This window comes from Saccharopolyspora tripterygii, from assembly GCF_054778355.1.
The window spans coordinates 363,229-380,386 of record NZ_BAAGZP010000018.1; the positions used below are offsets into that span (position 1 = coordinate 363,229).

Consider the following 17,158-nt stretch of genomic DNA (forward strand, 5'->3'; position numbering starts at 1 on the left):
TGCGTGAGGTCTCCTAGGCTGTGCCCGGTGATCGCCGACGATCACCCCTTAGCCACCAGGAAAAGGAGGATGCTCGCATGAGTCTGGAGCGCTCGATCGATCCTGATCCGTACTCGTTCCTGCCTGCGGTCCCCGAGTTCACCGTCACCTCCACCGACGTGGCCGACGGCCGGGCGATGTCCAAGGCGCAGGCCTTCGACGGCATGGGCGCGGACGGGCAGAACGTGTCCCCGCAGCTGAGCTGGTCGGGCTTCCCGGAGACGACCAAGAGCTTCGTGGTCACCTGCTTCGACCCGGACGCACCGATCCCCGGCGGTTTCTGGCACTGGGTCCTGGTCGACGTGCCCGCCGACGTCACCGAGCTGGCCGCCGACGCGGGCAACCGCAACGGGCAGAACATCCCGGCGGGTTCGTTCCACGTCGCCAACGACATGGGTGAGCGCGCGTTCGGCGGCGCCGCGCCGCCGCCCGGCGACCGCCCGCACCGCTACTACTTCGTGGTGCACGCGGTGGACACCGACGAGCTGGGCGCGGACGAGAACGCGTCCCCGGCGGTGGTCAGCTTCAACCTGGCCTTCCACACCGTCGGCCGCGCCGTCATCACCCCCACCTACCAGCACTGATGCTGTCGTCGTCGCGCCCGCCCGGAGCTGTTCGGGCGGGCGCGACGTCGTGATCACCCGATCGAGCTGTATCTGTTGAGGGTGTTCGCGCCTCTTTCTTCATGAGGGAGGTGCGAGAGATGAGCCTGCTGCCGGGATCCGCCGCAGCGGTGATCGCCATCGGGGTCGCCGCGCTGCTGCTGCCGTCGTTCGTCGCCGGCCACTACCGCAGGCACGGCGAGCTGCGCGTCGGCACGGCCGCGCTGCGCTTCGCGGCGCTGCTCTACGCGATCGGGCTTGCCTGCTACGTCCTGCCGCCCGTCGGTGGCTCCTGCTTCTCCGCCCAACTGCGCCCGCTGTCGGCGCTGACCAGCACTGCCGGGTTCGAGCAGTTCGTCTGCAACATCGCGCTGTTCGTCCCGCTGGGCGCGCTGCTGCGGCGGGCACCACCGGTCACCGCCCTGGCCGGGGCGGGCGTGTCGTTGTTCGTCGAGGCCACTCAGCTGACCGGCCTGTGGTTCCAGTTCCCCTGCTCCTACCGCGTTTTCGACGTCGACGACGTCATCGCCAACACCGCCGGGGCGCTGCTCGGGAGCGCCATCGCGCCGCTGCTCCGCGGTCTCCCGAGCAGCAGCGGGTGCGCCGGCGCACCGCGGCCCGTGACGGCCGGGCGGCGACTGCTGGCGATGTGCTGCGACGGACTGCTGCTGTGGTGGCTGGGCGTGGTGTGCGTGCACCTGACCGGGTTCGCGTTGCGCTGGTCCGGCGTCCCGCCCTCGCCGGCGTGGCAGGCCGGCGCGGCGTGGCTGGCCCCGTCCGCGGTCCTGCTGCTGGCCACCCGCGGCCGGGGCGGCACACCCGGCCAACGGCTGGTCCTGCTGCGAGCGCGCTCACCTGGTCGACTGGCCGTGGTGCTGCGGTGGGCGCTGGGCACCGGCGGGCTGGCCCTGCTGCAAGGCGGCTGCGAGCTGCTGCGCGGCGCCCCCAGCGCGGCGCTCGGCCTGCTGTGGTGCTGCGCGCACGCGGTCGGTGTGATCTGCGACCGAGATCGGCGTGGAATCACCGGGCGGCTCGCCGGGTTGGAACTGACCGACGCGCGCGGGCCGGAGACGGCCCGCACCAAGTGAGGCAGGATGGGACCGTGCGGCACTTCGATCTAGTCATCATCGGCTCCGGCTCCGGCAACTCGATCCTCGACGACCGGTTCGCCGACTGGAACGTGGCCATCGTCGAGAAGGGCATCGGGCCCAACGACGCCTACGGCGGCACCTGCCTGAACGTCGGGTGCATCCCGACCAAGATGTTCGTGCACACCGCGGACGTCGCCGGCTCGCCGAGCGCGGGCGCACGGCTGGGCGTCGACCTGGACCTGCGCGGAGTGCGCTGGCCGGAGATCCGGGACCGCATCTTCGGGCGCATCGACCCGATCTCCGAAGGCGGCCGCCGCTACCGCGCCGAGGGCTCGTCCAACGTGACCCTCTACAGCGGCAACGCCGCGTTCACCGGCGTCAAGCAGCTGAGCGTCCAGACCGAGAGCGGCAGCGAGACCATCACCGCCGACCGGTTCGTGGTCGCCGCCGGTGGACGCCCGGTCATCCCGGACGTGCCGGGCCTGGACCAGGTCGAGGTGCGCACGAGCGACGACGTGATGCGCCTGGAGGAGCTCCCACGCCGGATGATCATCATGGGCACGGGCTTCATCGGCGCCGAGTTCGCGCACGTGTTCAGCTCCCTGGGCGTCGAGGTCACCATGATCGGCCGGTCCCACCGCCTGCTGCGCGCGGAGGACGACGACGTGTCGGCGCGGTTCACCGAGATCGCCGCCGAGCGGTGGGACCTGCGGCTCAACCGCAAGGTCGTCTCCGCCGAGAAGGTGGGCGATCAGGTCCGGCTGAACCTGGAGGGCCCGGACGGCGAGGACACCGTCGAGGCCGACGAGTTGCTGATCGCGATCGGCCGGACCCCCAACACCGACCTGATCGACGCGGCCGCCGGCGGCATGGAGATCAACGACGCGGGCAAGATCGCGGTCGACGACACCCAGCGCACCTCGGTCGACGGCGCGTGGGCGCTCGGCGACATCAGCTCCGACCACGAGCTCAAGCACGTCGCCAACCACGAGACCCGCGTCGTGCAGCACAACCTCCTGCACCCCGACGAGCCGATCTCCTCCGACCACCGCTTCGTGCCGCACGCGGTGTTCTCCGGTCCGCAGATCGCCTCGGTGGGCCTGACCGAGCGCGAAGCCCGGCAGCGAGGAGTCGAGTACGTGTCCTCCACCGAGGACTACGCGGGCATCGCCTACGGCTGGGCGATGGAGGACACCACGGGGTTCGCCAAGATCCTGGCCGATCCGAACACCGGGCTCCTGCTCGGCGCGCACATCATCGGCCCGCAGGCCCCCACGCTGCTGCAGCCGATCATCCAGGCCATGCACTTCGGCCTGGACGCCCGCAGCATGGCGCGCGGCCAGTACTGGATCCACCCGGCGATGCCGGAACTGCTGGAGAACGCGCTGCTGAACCTGCCGCTCAACTGAGCCGGCGCACGTCCAACGCCGTTTCGACCGCGGTCCCGTCCGGGCCGCGGTCGACTCGGTACGCCCCGGCCTCGCGCTTCTCGGCGAGGGCTTCGACGAATTCGGGGCCCCGGTAGAGCAGGCCGACTCCGTCGTCGGTGGCGAAGCCCGGCGCCAGCGTCCCGTCGGCGATCAACCGCTGGAACAGCGGGCGCCGCCCGGGTTCGCTGTCGTAGTGCACCCCGTTGGAGTGCGGCAGCAGGCCGAGCCCGTCGGTGATCGGCTGCAGCTCGGGGCCGAACGAGTCCGTGGTGCCGCCCGCGTGCCAGCAGATCGACCCCGCTGACACCCCGGTGAGCACGACTCCCGCCTGCCACGCTTCGCGGAAGATCTCGTCGAGCCCGTGCAGCCGCCACATCGCCAGCAATCCGGCGACGCTGCCACCGAAGACCCACACGACGTCCCTGGTGAGCAGGTGCTCGCGGACGTCCTCGATGTTCGGCATGGGGAACAGCGCCAGGTGACTGGGCTGCCAGCCCTCGTTCATGGCGGCGCCGTAGAAGGTGTTGATCACTCGGGCGTCGTCGCCGACGGCGGTGGCCAGGAAGCACACGCGCGGCGCCCGGCCGGTCGTCCCGGCGAGGTCGACGGCGTGCCGGGTCAGCGGCCCTGGCACCCAGGCCAGGCGCTGGGATGCGCGGATGCCACCGCTGGTGGCGAGGATCGTCGGGGCGTCAGCAGGCACGCTCGAAAGACTATCCAGCTGACGCCTCGACGGACCAGCGCAGTGATCACGCGCCCAGGGAGCTCCCCGGATCGGCCCAGTAGTCGGTGCCCACGTCGAAGGTGCCGTCGACGGCCGGAACGGCCCACGACGCCGCGACCACTCCGGCGGTGAAGCCGCCGCGCTGCGCGGGGACCGGGCTCGGTTCGAGCGACACCGCTGGTGCGCCGAAGCGGGTGATCACGATGTGCTCGCCCGCTTCCGCTCGTTCGATCAGCTCGGTCAGCCGTGCAGCGGCTTCGTCCACGGAAAACTCAACAGCCATGCCGCCAAGTTACCCGCATCACACAGATCATGAGGCCGACTCGCGTAGTCGATTGGGCGATTCCGCCTACGGGGCGTCCTTTTCGTCGCCTCCGACCGGAACGCCGGGTCTCAGCCGAGACCGGCGGTCAACGGCGGCAGATCTGAAGGCGCTCCCCCGTCCAGGAGTCGGCGCAGCGCGCCGGTGTCGAGGTGCTGGGCGACCAGGTCGCCGAGCAGGTCGAGCTGCGCGTCGCGGATGTCGGCGAAGACGGTGTTCTCGGCAGCCCGGAACCCATCTCGCCCGGCCAACTCCGCCGCCCAGGCCAGGAACTCGCGGCGGAACGCGTCGTTCTCGAACAGCCCGTGCCAGTGCGTGCCGAGCACCGGTCCGGCGACCCCGCCTTCGCCCTCGCCGTCGGGCAGGGTGACCAGCGGTTCCAGGTCGCCTCGTCGGACGGCCGCGCCGTGGTGGATCTCGTAGCCGCTGACGGGCGCGCCGAAGGCCTCACCACGCGGTCGCGCGAGCGTCTTCTCCGGCGCGAAGTCGATCTCCAGGTCGAGCAGTCCGAGGCCGTCGACCGCGCCTGATCCGGATTCGACCTCGTCGTGGATGCGCCTGGTCAGCATCTGGAACCCGCCGCAGATCCCGGCCACCGGCAGCCCGGCGCGCGCGTGCTGGCCGATCGCCTCGGCGAGGCCGCTCTCCCGAAGCCAGGCGAGGTCGGCGACGGTGGACTTCGAGCCGGGCAGGACCACGAGATCGGCGTCGGAGAGCCGGGAGGGTTCGGTCACGAACCGCACCGCCACACCGGGTTCGGCGGCGAGCGCCTCGACGTCGGTGGCGTTGGAGATCCTCGGCAGCCGGGGCACGGCGACCCGCAGCCACTGCCCGCCGCGCGGCGGAGCAGGTCGGCCGACGACGCCGTCGGCGACGTAGGACAGCGAGTCCTCGGCGTCGAGCCACAGGTCCTCGGCCCACGGCAGGACTCCGTGGACGGGCCTGCCGGTCAGGTGCTTCAGCTGGTCCAGCCCCGGGCGCAGCAGCTCGGGATCACCGCGGAACTTGTTGATCACGAAGCCGGCGACGAGCGCCTGATCGGCCGGGTCCAGCAGCGACAGGGTGCCGAAGAGCTGCGCGAACACCCCACCGCGGTCGATGTCGCCGACGACCACCACGGGCAGTCGCGCGGCCTGCGCGAGCCCCATGTTGGCGATGTCGCTGGCCCGCAGGTTGATCTCCGCGGGCGATCCGGCCCCCTCGCAGACGACGTAGTCGTGCTCCCGCCGCAGTTCCTCCAACGTGGACGCGACGGTGTCGAGCAGGGCCGCCTTCCGCTCGCGGTAGGACAGCGCGGTGACCTCGCCCGCGACCCGGCCCAGCACCACGACCTGCGAACTCCGATCGCTGCCGGGCTTGAGCAGCACGGGGTTGAAGCGCACGGACGGCTCGATCCCGCACGCGGCGGCCTGCACCGCCTGCGCCCGCCCGATCTCCCCGCCGTCAGGGGTGACGACGGAGTTGTTGGACATGTTCTGCGCCTTGAACGGCGCGACGCGCGCGCCCGACCGCGCCAACCACCGGCAGATCCCAGCGGTCAGCACGCTCTTGCCCGCATCCGAAGTCGTCCCGGCGACCAGCAGCGCATTCACACCTAGTTCCTACCCCATGCCCCTCCTGTGGGAACCGACACCCGAAATCCGGACACGGGAAGAACCTGCTCAACTACCCTGCCGACTGGCCTGCCCTCGACCCACGGACTTCCGATGACGACACCTGACGACTGGCTGAGCGACTACAACGCCAAGCTGCAGCAGATCAAGACCGACACCGACCGCGCGCAGGACGAGCTCACGCAGGTCGGCGCGTCCGCGCTCCCCTGACGGCCAGATCACGGTCAAGGTCAACAGCAGCGGTGTGCTGGAGGACATCCGCTTCGGCAACGGGTTCCAGCACCCGAAACCGGATCAGGTCGCCGCGGCGATCATGACCTGCGTGCGCGACGCCCAGCGCCGGGCCGCCGGGCAGATGGTCGAGGTCATGCAGCAGTTCGTCGGCGACGGAGCAGCCCTCGACTTCGTCAAGAACAGCCTCCCCCACGGCTACGCGGGCGACGGCACCGACGAGGACCCGCAGCAACCGCCCGCACGCCCCGCGTCACCTCCCGACGACGATGACGACAACTCGAACGGGAGCTTCCTGCGATGAGCGACGGCTTCCGGGCGGACGTCTCGGTCATCAAGCAGCACAGCAACCAGGTCCAAGGCTTCGCCGACCGCGTCAACACAGCCCACGGCGCAGCCGAAACAACCATGGCCACCAACGCCTTCGGCATCTTCGGCCAGTTCATCGCCTCCCAGTGCATCGCCCAAGGCGAAGCGGTGAAGTCGGCCGTTCAGAGCGGCAAGAAGGGGCTCGACTCGGTCAAGAAGGCCCTGGACGAAACCGCGGACGAGTACGAGCGCACCGACCAGGAGAACATGTCCATCATCCAGGGGGTCAAGGTTGACTTCTGAAGCGGACATGGTTGTCACGGCGGACGAATCCACGAAGGACGCCGAGCAGAAGGGCACCTCCAACCCGCTGAGCGGTGGTGGCGGCGCCGAGAACTTCTACGGGGTCTGCCAGGCCATCGACAACAACGACTGGGATTCCGCAGGGCTCAATGCTCTCGGCCTGGGCGTGGATGCCGTCGGTTTGGCCGCAGACCCGCTGGGGACGTTGATCAGCTGGGGGTTCGGGTGGGCGATGGAGAACATCTCGTTCCTCCGGGAGCCATTCGACGCCCTCATGGGCAATCCCGACGCCATCGGCGGTATGGCCAGCACATGGGAGAACATCGGCAAGGAACTCAAGAGCGTTGGCCAGGAGTACGGCCAAGCCGTTGGCAGCACGACCGGTTGGGAAGGCCAGGCCGGTGACGCCTACCGCAAGCTCGGCGACGACATCTCACAAAAGGTGGACCAGCTCGCCGCTGCCAGCACGAGCATGAAATCCGCCGTTGACGGTGCGGGGGCTGTCGTCGGCGCGGTGCGAGGCATCGTGCGCGACATGATCTCCGGCGCCATCGCCGAGATCGTGAGCTGCCTGCTCAAGTGGGGCATCGCCGCAGCGTGCACCGCGGGCATCGCCGCTGGCGGCGCGATCGCCGACGCGGTGCGGATCGCGCTGAAGTGGGCGGACAAGATCTCCGAGTGGATGAACAAGCTCGGCACCGTGCTGCACAACCTGTGGAGCAAGCTCGACGAGCTCGGCTCGGCAGCGACCTCGTTGCGCAAGGGAGTCGACGGGTTCTTCCGCAACCTGGGCGAAATGCCAGGGGTCACCCCGGGCCAGAAAGCGATCACCGAACAATCCGTCTCCGATGCTGCGCGGAGGATCGCTCCTAGCACGACAACGGGAAGCGCAGCGCAACGCGGTTTCCTCGCAGGTGGCGCCGAGTTCAAGCCGGCCTTCCGCGGAGACCTCGCCGACCCCACATCCGGCCCGGTGTCGGCGGGCTGGGACGACGGCGGAGCCAGCAAGTTCGGCTACGAGGCCGTCAAGGAGACCGCGAAGCTCGACGACGGCGCCGACGAGGCCGAGAACAACCGCGACGGAGGTTAGTCGACAGCATGTGGAAGTCGGACAATCCCATTGCGCGCATCATCCGCCTCGTGCTCGGCCTGGGCATCGTGGCGTTGATCGTGCTCACCGCATTGACGATCATCTTCTCCTTCCCGGAGAAGAGCACGACCACCAATGCCACCGCCAAGGTGCAGTCGTGCGAGGACACCGGGCCGATCACCCGTCGCGGATTCGGTCACCACTGGAACTGCGCGGTCGAGGTGCGCGATGACAAGACGGGCGAGACCTGGAACGACCAGGTCGACATGAACCTGTTCACCCCTGAGGACATCGGTGACGACAAGCGCGTGGCGTGGGCCTACGCGGGTGGCCGCATCGTCAAATCCGACAACAGGGTCTACTCCTCTCCCGAGGGCTATTCCGGGGCGACCAATCTCATCGTCATGTTCGCGGTCGGGGCAGTGGCGATCGTGGCCTCCCTCTGGTTCCTGGCGAAGGCGATCACCTGGTCGTTCTCCCAAGAGGGTCAGCGCCGGTTCTGGGAGAAGAGCCTCGGCACCTCGACGGAGAAGAAGGCGAAGAAGCAGCAGGACGACGAGTTCTGGGATGAGATGCGGCGCAACCGCGAGCTCCGCAAGGAACAGCGGCGACGGCGGCGTGAGATGAAGAGATGAGCGTGGCGGTGTGGCGTTCGGACGCGGTCGTCGTCCGTCTTGCGAAGGTCGTCAGCGGCCTCGTGGTCACGGCCTGCATCGCGATGCTCTGGCCGACGATCATCTTCTCGTTCCCGGAGAAGCACGAGCGGCCGAATGCCACAGCGCTGGTCGAGTCCTGTGAGGACACCGGTCCCGTCACTCGCCGCGGCTTCGGGCACAACTGGGATTGCACCCTCCGGGTCCGGGACGACGAGACCGGGAAGTCCTGGACCACGACCATCGACATGAACCTCTTCTCCCCGGAGGACGTCGGCGAGGAGAAGCGGCTCACGTGGGGTTACGGCGGAAGCCGGTTCAGCACGAACACCGCGCTGCACACCTACACCGCGGCGGAGGGCTACTCAGAAGGTTTCCGGCTCGTGGTCATCACATTGGCCACCATCGGCCTCGCTCCGCCCGTGCTGTGGATGTTCGTCAGGTCTCTGGTCTGGGGTTTCTCGCAGGTCGGGCAGCGCGAGTTCTGGGAGAAGATCCACGGGACTCCGGAGGAACAGGCCGAGAAGAAGCGGCAGGAACAGCAGGAGAAGGCGCACTGGCGCGAGCGTCAGCGCGTCATCGACGAAGAGCGCCGCGCTCACCGGGAGGCCCGGGCTGCCGGGCTCGAAACCCTCTCCCCGGCGGTGGTTCCTGGGGTGAACGCCGAGGTGGTCCGCTACCACGAGGGCTGGAGCATGGTGATCGGCGGACTCATCGCGAGCGCGATCTGCAGCCTCTTCCTCTACATCGCGCTCTACCCGGAGGAAGCGGTCAACAGCTCGTCGAGCGTGGCCAGCGTCGTCGGCTGGTTCTTCACCGTGATCCTCTTCGTTCCCTCGGCGCTGATGACCATCTTCGCCACCGTCATGACCGCAAAACCGCTGCGGGTGCACGTCGACGAGCGAGGGCTCTACCTCCCGTCGAAGGAAGGTCTCGATCTGGTGGGCTGGCACGAGGTGCGCGCCCTCCACGGGCGCATGCCGCAGCCGAAGATCAAGGACGACCCGGAGTCCAAGCCGATTCAGGCCGCACTGCTGTTCCAGCCGGCCGACGACGGATTCGGGGCCGCGCATCCGCAGCTGATGGACGCCGACGACCCGCTGACCCCTCGCCTGCTGCTGCCGGGGAGGTCAACCGTGAACCGGGTGACCCGGGCCATCTCGAAGTTCCGCCCCGACCTGGTCCGCTAACGGGACAGGAAGGTTTCGAGGCCGTCGAGGTGGCGTTGGAGGCCGAAGGTGAAGACGTCGTCGAGGTCGAGGTGGGCGTCGAGGGATTCCATCGCCGGGAAGCGGCCGGTGGCGATCAGGCCGGTCAGCAGAGAGTGGTCGAGGGCTTGGCGTTGAGCGCTGGTGAGGCCGGTGCCGTGCTCGGACTCGGCGTCCAGGGAGCGGGTGATGGCGATGCCGCCGACGTAGCCGTTGAGCGATGCCAGGATCCACAACTTGGTCTGGTCGTCGAGGCCGAGGCCGTCGAGGGCGCGGAGCTGCCAGTCGACCAGGGCGATGCCGCTGGCGACGACCGGCGGATCGGTCAGCGACGTCAGCAGCACCGGGGGAAGCCAGTGGTGGCGCCGGTAGATGCTCCACTGCAGGCGAGCGGCCAGTTCGAGCTTGGCGCGCCAGCCCGGCGGTCCGGGTTCGGGCAGCGGTTGGGCGCCGAAGGCCGTGTCCGCCATCAACCGGACCAGCTCCTCCTTGTCCGGCACGTACCGGTACAGCGTCATGGCGCCGCTGCCCAGCTCGGCGGCGACGCGCCGCATCGACACCGCCGCCAGGCCCTCGCGGTCGGCGAGCGCGAGGGCGGTGCGCACGATCCGCTCCCTGGTCATGGCGGCATCGGGGCCGCTGGCCGGGCGCCTCGATCGCAATCCGGCGCTGACCACCGTGCCGCTGCCCGGCGCGGTGGTCACCCAGCCCTGCGTGCGCAGCGCGTTGAGCGCCTTGGTGGCGGTGGCCATCGCCACGCCCCACTCGGCGACCAGCCTGCGCGTGGAGGGCACGGTGTCGCCCGGTCGCAGCTCGCCCTCGTCGATGCGTCGCCGGATGTCCGCCGCGATCCGCAAGTACGGCGGCATCGCCCTAGTGCGCTGTGACTCGCCCACCTGGCCAGACTAGTGCGGTTTCCCCACATGTGAAGCTGTTTTCCCCGAGTTCGCGGACAGGTTCGTAGGGTCGTACGTCGTACCGATTCGAGGGGGAAAGCATGATCTCACCGGCAACCGCTCGCCCGGCGCGAACCTCGTGGTGGCGACGGCCCTGGGTCGGCCCGTTCGCGCTGATCGCCTTGGTCTTCGTGGCCTACTCGCTGCCGCCGTACCTGAGCTTCGACCCGGCCGCCTCGCGCGTGCCGCCTCCGGACCTGCCGGGCTACTTCCCGCTCCTGGTCGTCCACGTGCTGTGCGGTTCGGTGGCGATCCTGACCTGCTGCTTCCAGGTGTGGCCGCGCTTCCGGAGCCGCCACCCCGTCGCGCACCGCCGGATCGGGCGGGCCTACGTCTTCGCCGGCGTGCTCCCGGCCGGGCTGATCGGCCTGGTCATCGGCGCGGCGACCCCGTTCGGCCCGGTGGCCGCCGCCAGCAACGTGCTGCTGTCCGCGCTCTGGCTGATCTGCACGGCGGCGGGCTGGCGCGCCGCTCGGGCGCGGCGGTTCGGCGACCACCGCAGGTGGATGGTGCGCAGCTTCGCCCTGACCGCGTCGATCGTGACGAACCGGCTGTGGTCGCCCGTCCTGGTCCTCGCCCTGGGACCGTCGATGCCCGCGGAACACCTCGCGGGCATGACGACCTGGCTGGGCTGGACGATCCCGCTGCTGGTCGCTCAGTGGTGGCTCGACCGGAAGCGACCGCTCACCGCTGCGTGAGGATCTCGTTGCCGTCTTCGGTGATGAGGATGGTGTGCTCGAACTGGGCCGTCCAGCTCTTGTCCTTCGTGGTGACCGTCCAGCCGTCTTCCCACATGTCGTACTCGTGGGTGCCGAGGGTGATCATCGGCTCGATGGTGAAGGTCATGCCCGGTTCCAGGACGGTGTCGACCGACGGCTCGTCGTAGTGCAGGATCACCAGTCCGCTGTGGAACGAGCGGCCGATGCCGTGGCCGGTGAAGTCGCGGACGACGCCGTAGCCGAAGCGCTTGGCGTAGGACTCGATGACGCGCCCGATGACGTTGAGCTGACGCCCGGGCTTGGCGGCCTTGATGCCGCGCATCGTCGCCTCGTGGGTGCGCTCGACCAGCAGGCGCGCCTCCTCGGAGACGTCACCGGCCAGGAACGTCGCGTTGGTGTCGCCGTGCACCCCGCCGACGAAGCCGGTGACGTCGACGTTGACGATGTCGCCGTCCTCGATGATCGTCGAGTCCGGGATGCCATGGCAGATCACCTCGTTGATCGAGGTGCAGCAGGACTTCTGGAAGCCCCGGTAGCCCAGCGTCGACGGGTACGCGCCGTGGTCGAGCAGGAACTCGTGCACCACGGCGTCGACGGAGTCGGTGGTCACGCCCGGCTGGATCGCCTTGCCCGCCTCGGCCAGCGCCTCCGCGGCGAGCTTGCCCGCGTAGCGCATCGACTCGATGATCTCCGGCGTCTGCACGTCGGGGTCGGTGTTGCGCTGGGGAGCCGGCTTGTCCACGTACTCGGGACGCTCGATGTTCGCTGGGACTGGGCGGCGCGGCGTCGCAACGCCTGGCTTCAACGGGGCTCGAACCGGCATGTCCCCACTCTAACCACGCTCGCCGCCACGACTCCGGGCGGTAACCGCACGACGCGGTCGTTTCCGCGAAGCGAAACGGTTACCGCCGGTCAGCAGGAGGTGCTCAGGCGGGGGACGCGGTCGCGAGGCCGGCTTCCTTCGCCGCCTCGATCAGCGCCGGGTCGTAGGACACGTAGGTGACCTGCTGGTTGCGGATGCCGCAGGCCGAGGCGAGGTGGATCGCGTCCACCGGGCCGAGGTTCGCGCGCAGCTCGCTGGCGGTGTCCAGGACCTCCTGCTGCACCGGCAACGTCTCCAGCTTCGAGACCACGATGGAGGCCAGGTCCTCGGCCGCCGGGCCCTGCTCGCGGAAGTTGCGCAGCACGTCGACCTTGGACAGCGCGCTGGTCACGCGCGGCTGCTCCCAGCGGTCCCGGATCCACTGGCTCAACGCCTGGCTCTCCGGCTCCGGGGCGATCATCTTGATCAGCGCGGAAGAATCGAAGTAGATCAAAACCACTCCTGTTCACACCTGGGCGGCGCCGACGGCCTTCGGGGGAGGCGGTGCCGGCACGGGGTCGTCGGGGATGCCCGCCGGAGTCGCGGCGGGCCGACCAGCGCCCGGGAGAACCCCCGGACACCCGGTCAGGTCGCCCGTCGCAACGGCAACACAACGTGGCGACCAGGATCGCTCGTCGGTGGCGTGGCAACCCCGGCGGCGAGCCATCGAGCGCAGCAACGCCACAGCGCCGTTGCGCTCGATGGGCTACAACCTAGCACCCAATTGACCCTAAGTGATCGCCCGATCACGTGAAGCGACCCCACGCGTTCTGCGATCGTCGGGACTCAGAGACCACCCAGGAACCGCTTGGCCGCCTCGACCGAGGGACCCGACGCTCCCGCATCGGTGATGAGGACCGCGAAGGCCACGTCGTCGCGGTACCCGACGAACCAGCCGTGCGAGTGGGTGCCGTCGCCGAACTGCGCGGTGCCGGTCTTGCCCCGGACCTCGCCCGAGCCCGACAGGCCACGAGCGGTCCCGCCGGTCACGACCTCGCGCATCATCGACCGCAGCTGGTCCAGCGAGGCCGGGTCGATCTTCTCCGGTGCACCGTCGGCGGTGGTCTGCTGCCCGCGCATCAGCGTCGGCGTGGGCATCCCGCCGTTGGCCACCGTCGCCGCCGCCAGCGCCATGCCGAACGGGCTGGCCAGCACCTTGCCCTGGCCGATGCCGTTGGCCGCGTGCTGGGTGACCGACTCGGCGTTGGAGACCTTGCCCGTGATCGTCGTGGATCCCGGCATGTCGAAGTCGACGCCGATGCCGAACTTCTTGGCCTCCTTCGGCAGCGCGTCGTCGGGCAGGTCGACCGACAGCTGCGCGAACGTGGTGTTGCAGGACTGCGCGAACGCGGTGTGCAGCGGAACCATCCCGAGGCCGAACTCCTTGTCGTTCGGCAGGGTCATGCCGTCGAAGACCTTCTTCGGCGGGCAGTCGACCGGGGTGTCGGCCCGGACCTTGCCGGACTCCAGCGCAGCAGCACCGGTGACGATCTTGAACGTCGAGCCGGGCGGGTACTGCCCGGACAGCGCCATCGGCCCCTGCGCGTCGGCCGGGTCGTTCTGCGCGACCGCCAGCACCTCGCCGTTGGAGGGCTTCATCGCCACGATCATCGCGGCCTGCGGAACCGGGTCCAGCGCCTGCTCGGCGGCGCGCTGCGCGCTGTCCGACAGGGTCACCGAGGTCGGCGGAACGGGCTTGTCCGCGACGGTGTGCAGCTTGCTGATCTCGTTGCCCTTGGTGTCGGCCACCGCGACCTGCCACCCGGCGTTGGCCTCGACCTGCTCGTCGACCTTCTTGGACACACCGGCCAGCACCTGCGAGGCGTAGCCGCGCTCGGAGGCGAGCAGCCGCATCTGCGCCGGGAACCGCACGCCGGGCAGGTCGTAGATGCTGGAGCGGACCTTGTCGTAATCGGCCTGCCGCAGCGTGACGACCTGGTAGGGCTGCCCGGGCGGCGTCTTGCCGACACCGTCCACGATGGACTTCTGCGTGATCTGCGGGTCCACCTGGCGCAGCGCGTCGGCGAGCTTGCCCGCCACGCCCGGCACGTCACCGGCCTCCTGGCCGTTGAGGCTGACCGTGACCACCGGCTCGGGGCCCATCAGCTGCTTGCCCTCACCGCCCGTCACGGGTCCGGGGGCGGGCATGACCTCGCTGTAGGCGAGGGTCTGGCCGGCCTTGAGCTTCGGGTGGAGCACCGACGGCGCCCACAGGACCTTCCAGCCCTCGGGCCCCTCGGCGAGCTGCATCGTGCTCGGGTACCGCCAGACCTTGCCCTCACCGAAGTCCCACGAGAGGTCGAACTTCGCGGCAGCACCCTGCTCGTTCTCGGTCACGTCACCGACGGCGGCGTGCGTGGCCGTCGGGGACAGCGTCTTGCGCACCTGCTCCAGCGCACGGCGCGCGGCATCGGGGTTGTCGGTCTGGGCCGCCGCGCCCGCCACGTCGCCCGCGGCGACGGCGTTGGCGAACGAGGTGGCCACGTCCTTCTCGGATGGCCCGGTGCTGCATCCGGCCACTGGGATCAGCAGCGTTGCGGCCACACCGGCCATGATCCGCGAGGAAAGCATGCCCGCGAGTATGCCGAAGTCATGCACGGCACCGAATCTGGGCTCCGGCAAAGGGGGCGGAGCGGACGAAATCGCTCTACATCAGCACGGTCGCGAAATCACCGACGTGCCGGAAGCCGACCTTCTGGTAGGCGGCGCGGGCCGCGACGTTGAAGTCGTTGACGTACAGGCTCGCAGTGCGACCCACGCCGCGCACGAGGCGATCGGCCACGGCCGCCGTGCCCGCCGTGCCCAGGCCCGTGCTCCGGCGGTCCGGATGCACCCAGACGCCCTGGATCTGCCCGACCGTCGACGACAGCGCACCGATCTCGGCCTTGAAGACGACCTCGCCGTCCTCGAAGCGCGCGAACGCGCGCCCCCCGGCGATGAGATCGGCCACTCTCGCCCGGTACCCGGCGGCGCCGCCGTCGGTGGACGGGTCGACGCCGACCTCCTCGGTGAACATGGCCACCGCGGCGGGCAGGTAGCGCTCCAGCTCGTCCGGGCGCACCGGCCGCACCAGCGGGTCGGGCTCGACGTGCGGTCGCTCGGAGAGCACCATCAGCGGCTGCTCCGCGCGGATCTCGCGCGCGGGCCCCCACTGGACTTCCACTTCTTCCCACAGCGCCAGCACCTGCTCGGCCGGGCCGACCAGGGAGGAGCACACCCGGCGCCGGCGCAGCGCGCGATCGGCGAAGGCGCGCATCTCGTCCTGGCCACCGCGCAGCGGGACGAGGTTCGCCCCGGAGAAGCACACGCCGGTCAGCCTGCTGCCGTAGCCCCAGAGCTCACCGCCGAGCCGCAGCGGGTGCAGCCCGGCCTCCTCGACGCGCGCGGCGACCATGCAGGCGGCCACGGGCGCGGAGTCCAGCACCGACCGGACCAGATTCGCGTCCCGTTCCTCCAGCAAGCGGGCACCGGCAACCTTGAGCACCCGCCAAGAGTGCCAGAAATGCCACGCGAACGGCTGATCGGCGGAGATCAACCACATCGAGCAACACTGCCGTCACCCGTTCGGAGCAGCGACAACGCTGGAAAAAGCCGATCGGCCGCCCGGACGTGCCGGACGGCCGATTCGTGCGTGACGCCGGGTCAGCCGACGGTGACGGTCGGGCTCTCGCCCTCCTCGACTCCCTCGCCCATCTCCTCGGCGATGCGCATGGCCTCTTCGATCAGGGTCTCGACGATCTGGTGCTCGGGCACGGTCTTGATGACCTCGCCCTTGACGAAGATCTGGCCCTTGCCGTTGCCGGAGGCCACGCCCAGGTCGGCCTCGCGGGCCTCACCGGGCCCGTTGACGACGCAGCCCATGACCGCGACGCGCAGCGGGACCTCCATGCCCTCCAGGCCCGCGGTGACCTCGTCGGCCAGCTTGTAGACGTCGACCTGAGCACGTCCGCAGGACGGGCAGGAGACGATCTCCAGCTTGCGCGGGCGCAGGTTCAGCGACTGCAGGATCTGGGTCCCGACCTTGATCTCCTCGACCGGCGGGGCCGACAGCGAGACGCGGATCGTGTCGCCGATGCCCTGGCGGAGCAGGGCGCCGAAGGCCGTGGCCGACTTGATGGTGCCCTGGAAGGCCGGACCGGCCTCCGTGACGCCGAGGTGCAGCGGGTAGTCGCACTGCTCGGCGAGGATCTCGTAGGCCCGCACCATGACCACCGGGTCGTTGTGCTTCACCGAGATCTTGATGTCGTGGAAGTCGTGCTCGGCGAACAGGCCCGCTTCCCACAGCGCGGACTCGGCCAGCGCCTCGGGAGTGGCCTTGCCGTGCTTCTCCATCTGGCGCGGGTCGAGGGAACCGGCGTTGACGCCGATCCGGATCGGCGTGCCGTGGTCCTTCGCGGCCTGCGCGATCTCCTTGACCTTGTCGTCGAACTTCTTGATGTTGCCGGGGTTCACCCGCACCGCGGCACAACCCGCCTCGATCGCCGCGAAGACGTACTTCGGCTGGAAGTGGATGTCGGCGATGACCGGGATCTGCGACTTCTTGGCGATGGCCGGCAGGGCTTCGGCGTCGTCGGCGGTCGGGCACGCGACCCGGACGATGTCGCAGCCCGCAGCGGTGAGCTCGGCGATCTGCTGCAGGGTGCTGTTGATGTCGGCGGTGACGGTCGTGGTCATGGTCTGCACGGAGATCGGGCTCTCGCTGCCGACTCCGACCGGTCCGACCTGCAACTGGCGAGTCTTACGCCGCTCGGAAAGCACCGGGGCGGCGCCCGCAGGCATGCCCAGATCGACGGTCATCGATACCTCTCCACCTCTTCTGGTGTGCTTCGGACGGTGTCCCGCCCGCGGTCCACGATACCGGCGCACCTTCATCCGGCTGGACGTCCGGGCGTCGGACGAATCACGTTGGGTGATCGACTTCTGCCGTTCACGTCCCGTTCGGCCCACAACTTCGGGGGCGCCTCACCCTAACGGTGATCTTGCGCTCACAAACTCACGCCATCGCC

18 protein-coding genes are annotated in these 17,158 nt (G+C 69.6%); 9 read left to right on the forward strand and 9 right to left on the reverse strand.

What is annotated here, in order from left to right:
- The first annotated feature begins 77 nt into the window (after positions 1 to 77).
- The 3 genes from ACYVF3_RS15535 (at position 78) to ACYVF3_RS15545 (ending at position 3,141) form a co-directional block, all read left to right on the forward strand.
- Entirely contained in the window at positions 78 to 623 is a 546-nt protein-coding gene (locus ACYVF3_RS15535) for a YbhB/YbcL family Raf kinase inhibitor-like protein (RefSeq protein WP_461154930.1), read from the forward strand.
- Between the two features lie 119 nt (positions 624 to 742).
- Positions 743 to 1,729 carry a VanZ family protein gene (locus tag ACYVF3_RS15540; RefSeq protein WP_461154931.1) on the forward strand — a complete coding sequence of 329 codons (987 nt, stop codon included), beginning with the start codon at positions 743 to 745 and terminating at the stop codon, positions 1,727 to 1,729.
- Between the two features lie 14 nt (positions 1,730 to 1,743).
- Entirely contained in the window at positions 1,744 to 3,141 is a 1,398-nt protein-coding gene (locus ACYVF3_RS15545) for a mycothione reductase (RefSeq protein WP_461154932.1), read from the forward strand.
- On the opposite strand, the gene ACYVF3_RS15550 is transcribed toward ACYVF3_RS15545, so the two are convergent.
- From ACYVF3_RS15550 to ACYVF3_RS15560, 3 genes are all read right to left on the reverse strand, one after another.
- Positions 3,134 to 3,865: a Type 1 glutamine amidotransferase-like domain-containing protein gene (locus ACYVF3_RS15550; protein ID WP_461154933.1), complete on the reverse strand. Its 732-nt coding sequence runs from the start codon at positions 3,863 to 3,865 to the stop codon at positions 3,134 to 3,136. The genes ACYVF3_RS15545 and ACYVF3_RS15550 overlap by 8 nt on opposite strands.
- Positions 3,866 to 3,911: 46 nt before the next feature.
- A complete protein-coding gene (locus ACYVF3_RS15555) occupies positions 3,912 to 4,169 on the reverse strand; it encodes a type II toxin-antitoxin system Phd/YefM family antitoxin (RefSeq protein WP_461154934.1) in 258 nt (85 codons plus the stop codon).
- Positions 4,170 to 4,279: 110 nt separating this feature from the next.
- Positions 4,280 to 5,800: a cobyric acid synthase gene (locus ACYVF3_RS15560; RefSeq protein WP_461154935.1), complete on the reverse strand. Its 1,521-nt coding sequence runs from the start codon at positions 5,798 to 5,800 to the stop codon at positions 4,280 to 4,282.
- 265 nt (positions 5,801 to 6,065) lie between these two features.
- Here ACYVF3_RS15560 and ACYVF3_RS15565 point away from each other — a divergent pair, with 265 nt between their 5' ends.
- The 5 genes from ACYVF3_RS15565 to ACYVF3_RS15585 are packed head-to-tail and all read left to right on the forward strand — an operon-like array spanning position 6,066 to position 9,597.
- Complete coding sequence (locus tag ACYVF3_RS15565; RefSeq protein WP_461154936.1) at positions 6,066 to 6,356, forward strand: hypothetical protein; 291 nt, start codon at positions 6,066 to 6,068, stop codon at positions 6,354 to 6,356.
- Positions 6,353 to 6,664 carry a type VII secretion target gene (locus ACYVF3_RS15570; protein ID WP_461154937.1) on the forward strand — a complete coding sequence of 104 codons (312 nt, stop codon included), beginning with the start codon at positions 6,353 to 6,355 and terminating at the stop codon, positions 6,662 to 6,664. Before ACYVF3_RS15565 ends, ACYVF3_RS15570 begins: the two co-directional genes overlap by 4 nt.
- A 7-nt stretch (positions 6,665 to 6,671) precedes the next feature.
- Positions 6,672 to 7,754, forward strand: a complete 1,083-nt coding sequence (locus ACYVF3_RS15575) for a WXG100 family type VII secretion target (RefSeq protein WP_461154938.1) — start codon at positions 6,672 to 6,674, stop codon at positions 7,752 to 7,754.
- Positions 7,755 to 7,762: 8 nt separating this feature from the next.
- Positions 7,763 to 8,389, forward strand: coding sequence for a DUF6346 domain-containing protein (locus tag ACYVF3_RS15580; RefSeq protein WP_461154939.1), 627 nt, complete (start codon positions 7,763 to 7,765; stop codon positions 8,387 to 8,389).
- Positions 8,386 to 9,597: a DUF6346 domain-containing protein gene (locus tag ACYVF3_RS15585; RefSeq protein ID WP_461154940.1), complete on the forward strand. Its 1,212-nt coding sequence runs from the start codon at positions 8,386 to 8,388 to the stop codon at positions 9,595 to 9,597. The genes ACYVF3_RS15580 and ACYVF3_RS15585 overlap by 4 nt, the downstream gene beginning before the upstream one ends.
- On the opposite strand, the gene ACYVF3_RS15590 is transcribed toward ACYVF3_RS15585, so the two are convergent.
- On the reverse strand, positions 9,594 to 10,511 hold the full coding sequence (locus ACYVF3_RS15590; RefSeq protein WP_461154941.1) for a GntR family transcriptional regulator: 918 nt from the start codon (positions 10,509 to 10,511) through the stop codon (positions 9,594 to 9,596). The genes ACYVF3_RS15585 and ACYVF3_RS15590 overlap by 4 nt on opposite strands.
- Before the next feature lie 101 nt (positions 10,512 to 10,612).
- Between ACYVF3_RS15590 and ACYVF3_RS15595 the strand changes: the two genes are divergently transcribed.
- Positions 10,613 to 11,269 carry a DUF2306 domain-containing protein gene (locus ACYVF3_RS15595; RefSeq protein ID WP_461154942.1) on the forward strand — a complete coding sequence of 219 codons (657 nt, stop codon included), beginning with the start codon at positions 10,613 to 10,615 and terminating at the stop codon, positions 11,267 to 11,269.
- On the opposite strand, the gene map is transcribed toward ACYVF3_RS15595, so the two are convergent.
- The 5 genes from map to ispG form a co-directional block, all read right to left on the reverse strand.
- Positions 11,256 to 12,113 (reverse strand): type I methionyl aminopeptidase, encoded by an 858-nt coding sequence (map, locus tag ACYVF3_RS15600; RefSeq protein ID WP_461154943.1) that lies wholly within the window; start codon positions 12,111 to 12,113, stop codon positions 11,256 to 11,258. The genes ACYVF3_RS15595 and map overlap by 14 nt on opposite strands.
- A 103-nt stretch (positions 12,114 to 12,216) precedes the next feature.
- Positions 12,217 to 12,606 carry a type II toxin-antitoxin system VapC family toxin gene (locus ACYVF3_RS15605; protein WP_461154944.1) on the reverse strand — a complete coding sequence of 130 codons (390 nt, stop codon included), beginning with the start codon at positions 12,604 to 12,606 and terminating at the stop codon, positions 12,217 to 12,219.
- A gap of 332 nt (positions 12,607 to 12,938) precedes the next feature.
- Positions 12,939 to 14,723 (reverse strand): penicillin-binding transpeptidase domain-containing protein, encoded by a 1,785-nt coding sequence (locus tag ACYVF3_RS15610; protein ID WP_461154945.1) that lies wholly within the window; start codon positions 14,721 to 14,723, stop codon positions 12,939 to 12,941.
- 76 nt (positions 14,724 to 14,799) lie between these two features.
- Positions 14,800 to 15,636 carry a GNAT family N-acetyltransferase gene (locus ACYVF3_RS15615; protein ID WP_461154946.1) on the reverse strand — a complete coding sequence of 279 codons (837 nt, stop codon included), beginning with the start codon at positions 15,634 to 15,636 and terminating at the stop codon, positions 14,800 to 14,802.
- A gap of 158 nt (positions 15,637 to 15,794) precedes the next feature.
- Positions 15,795 to 16,949, reverse strand: a complete 1,155-nt coding sequence (ispG, locus tag ACYVF3_RS15620) for a flavodoxin-dependent (E)-4-hydroxy-3-methylbut-2-enyl-diphosphate synthase (RefSeq protein ID WP_461154947.1) — start codon at positions 16,947 to 16,949, stop codon at positions 15,795 to 15,797.
- Between the last annotated feature and the right edge of the window lie 209 nt (positions 16,950 to 17,158).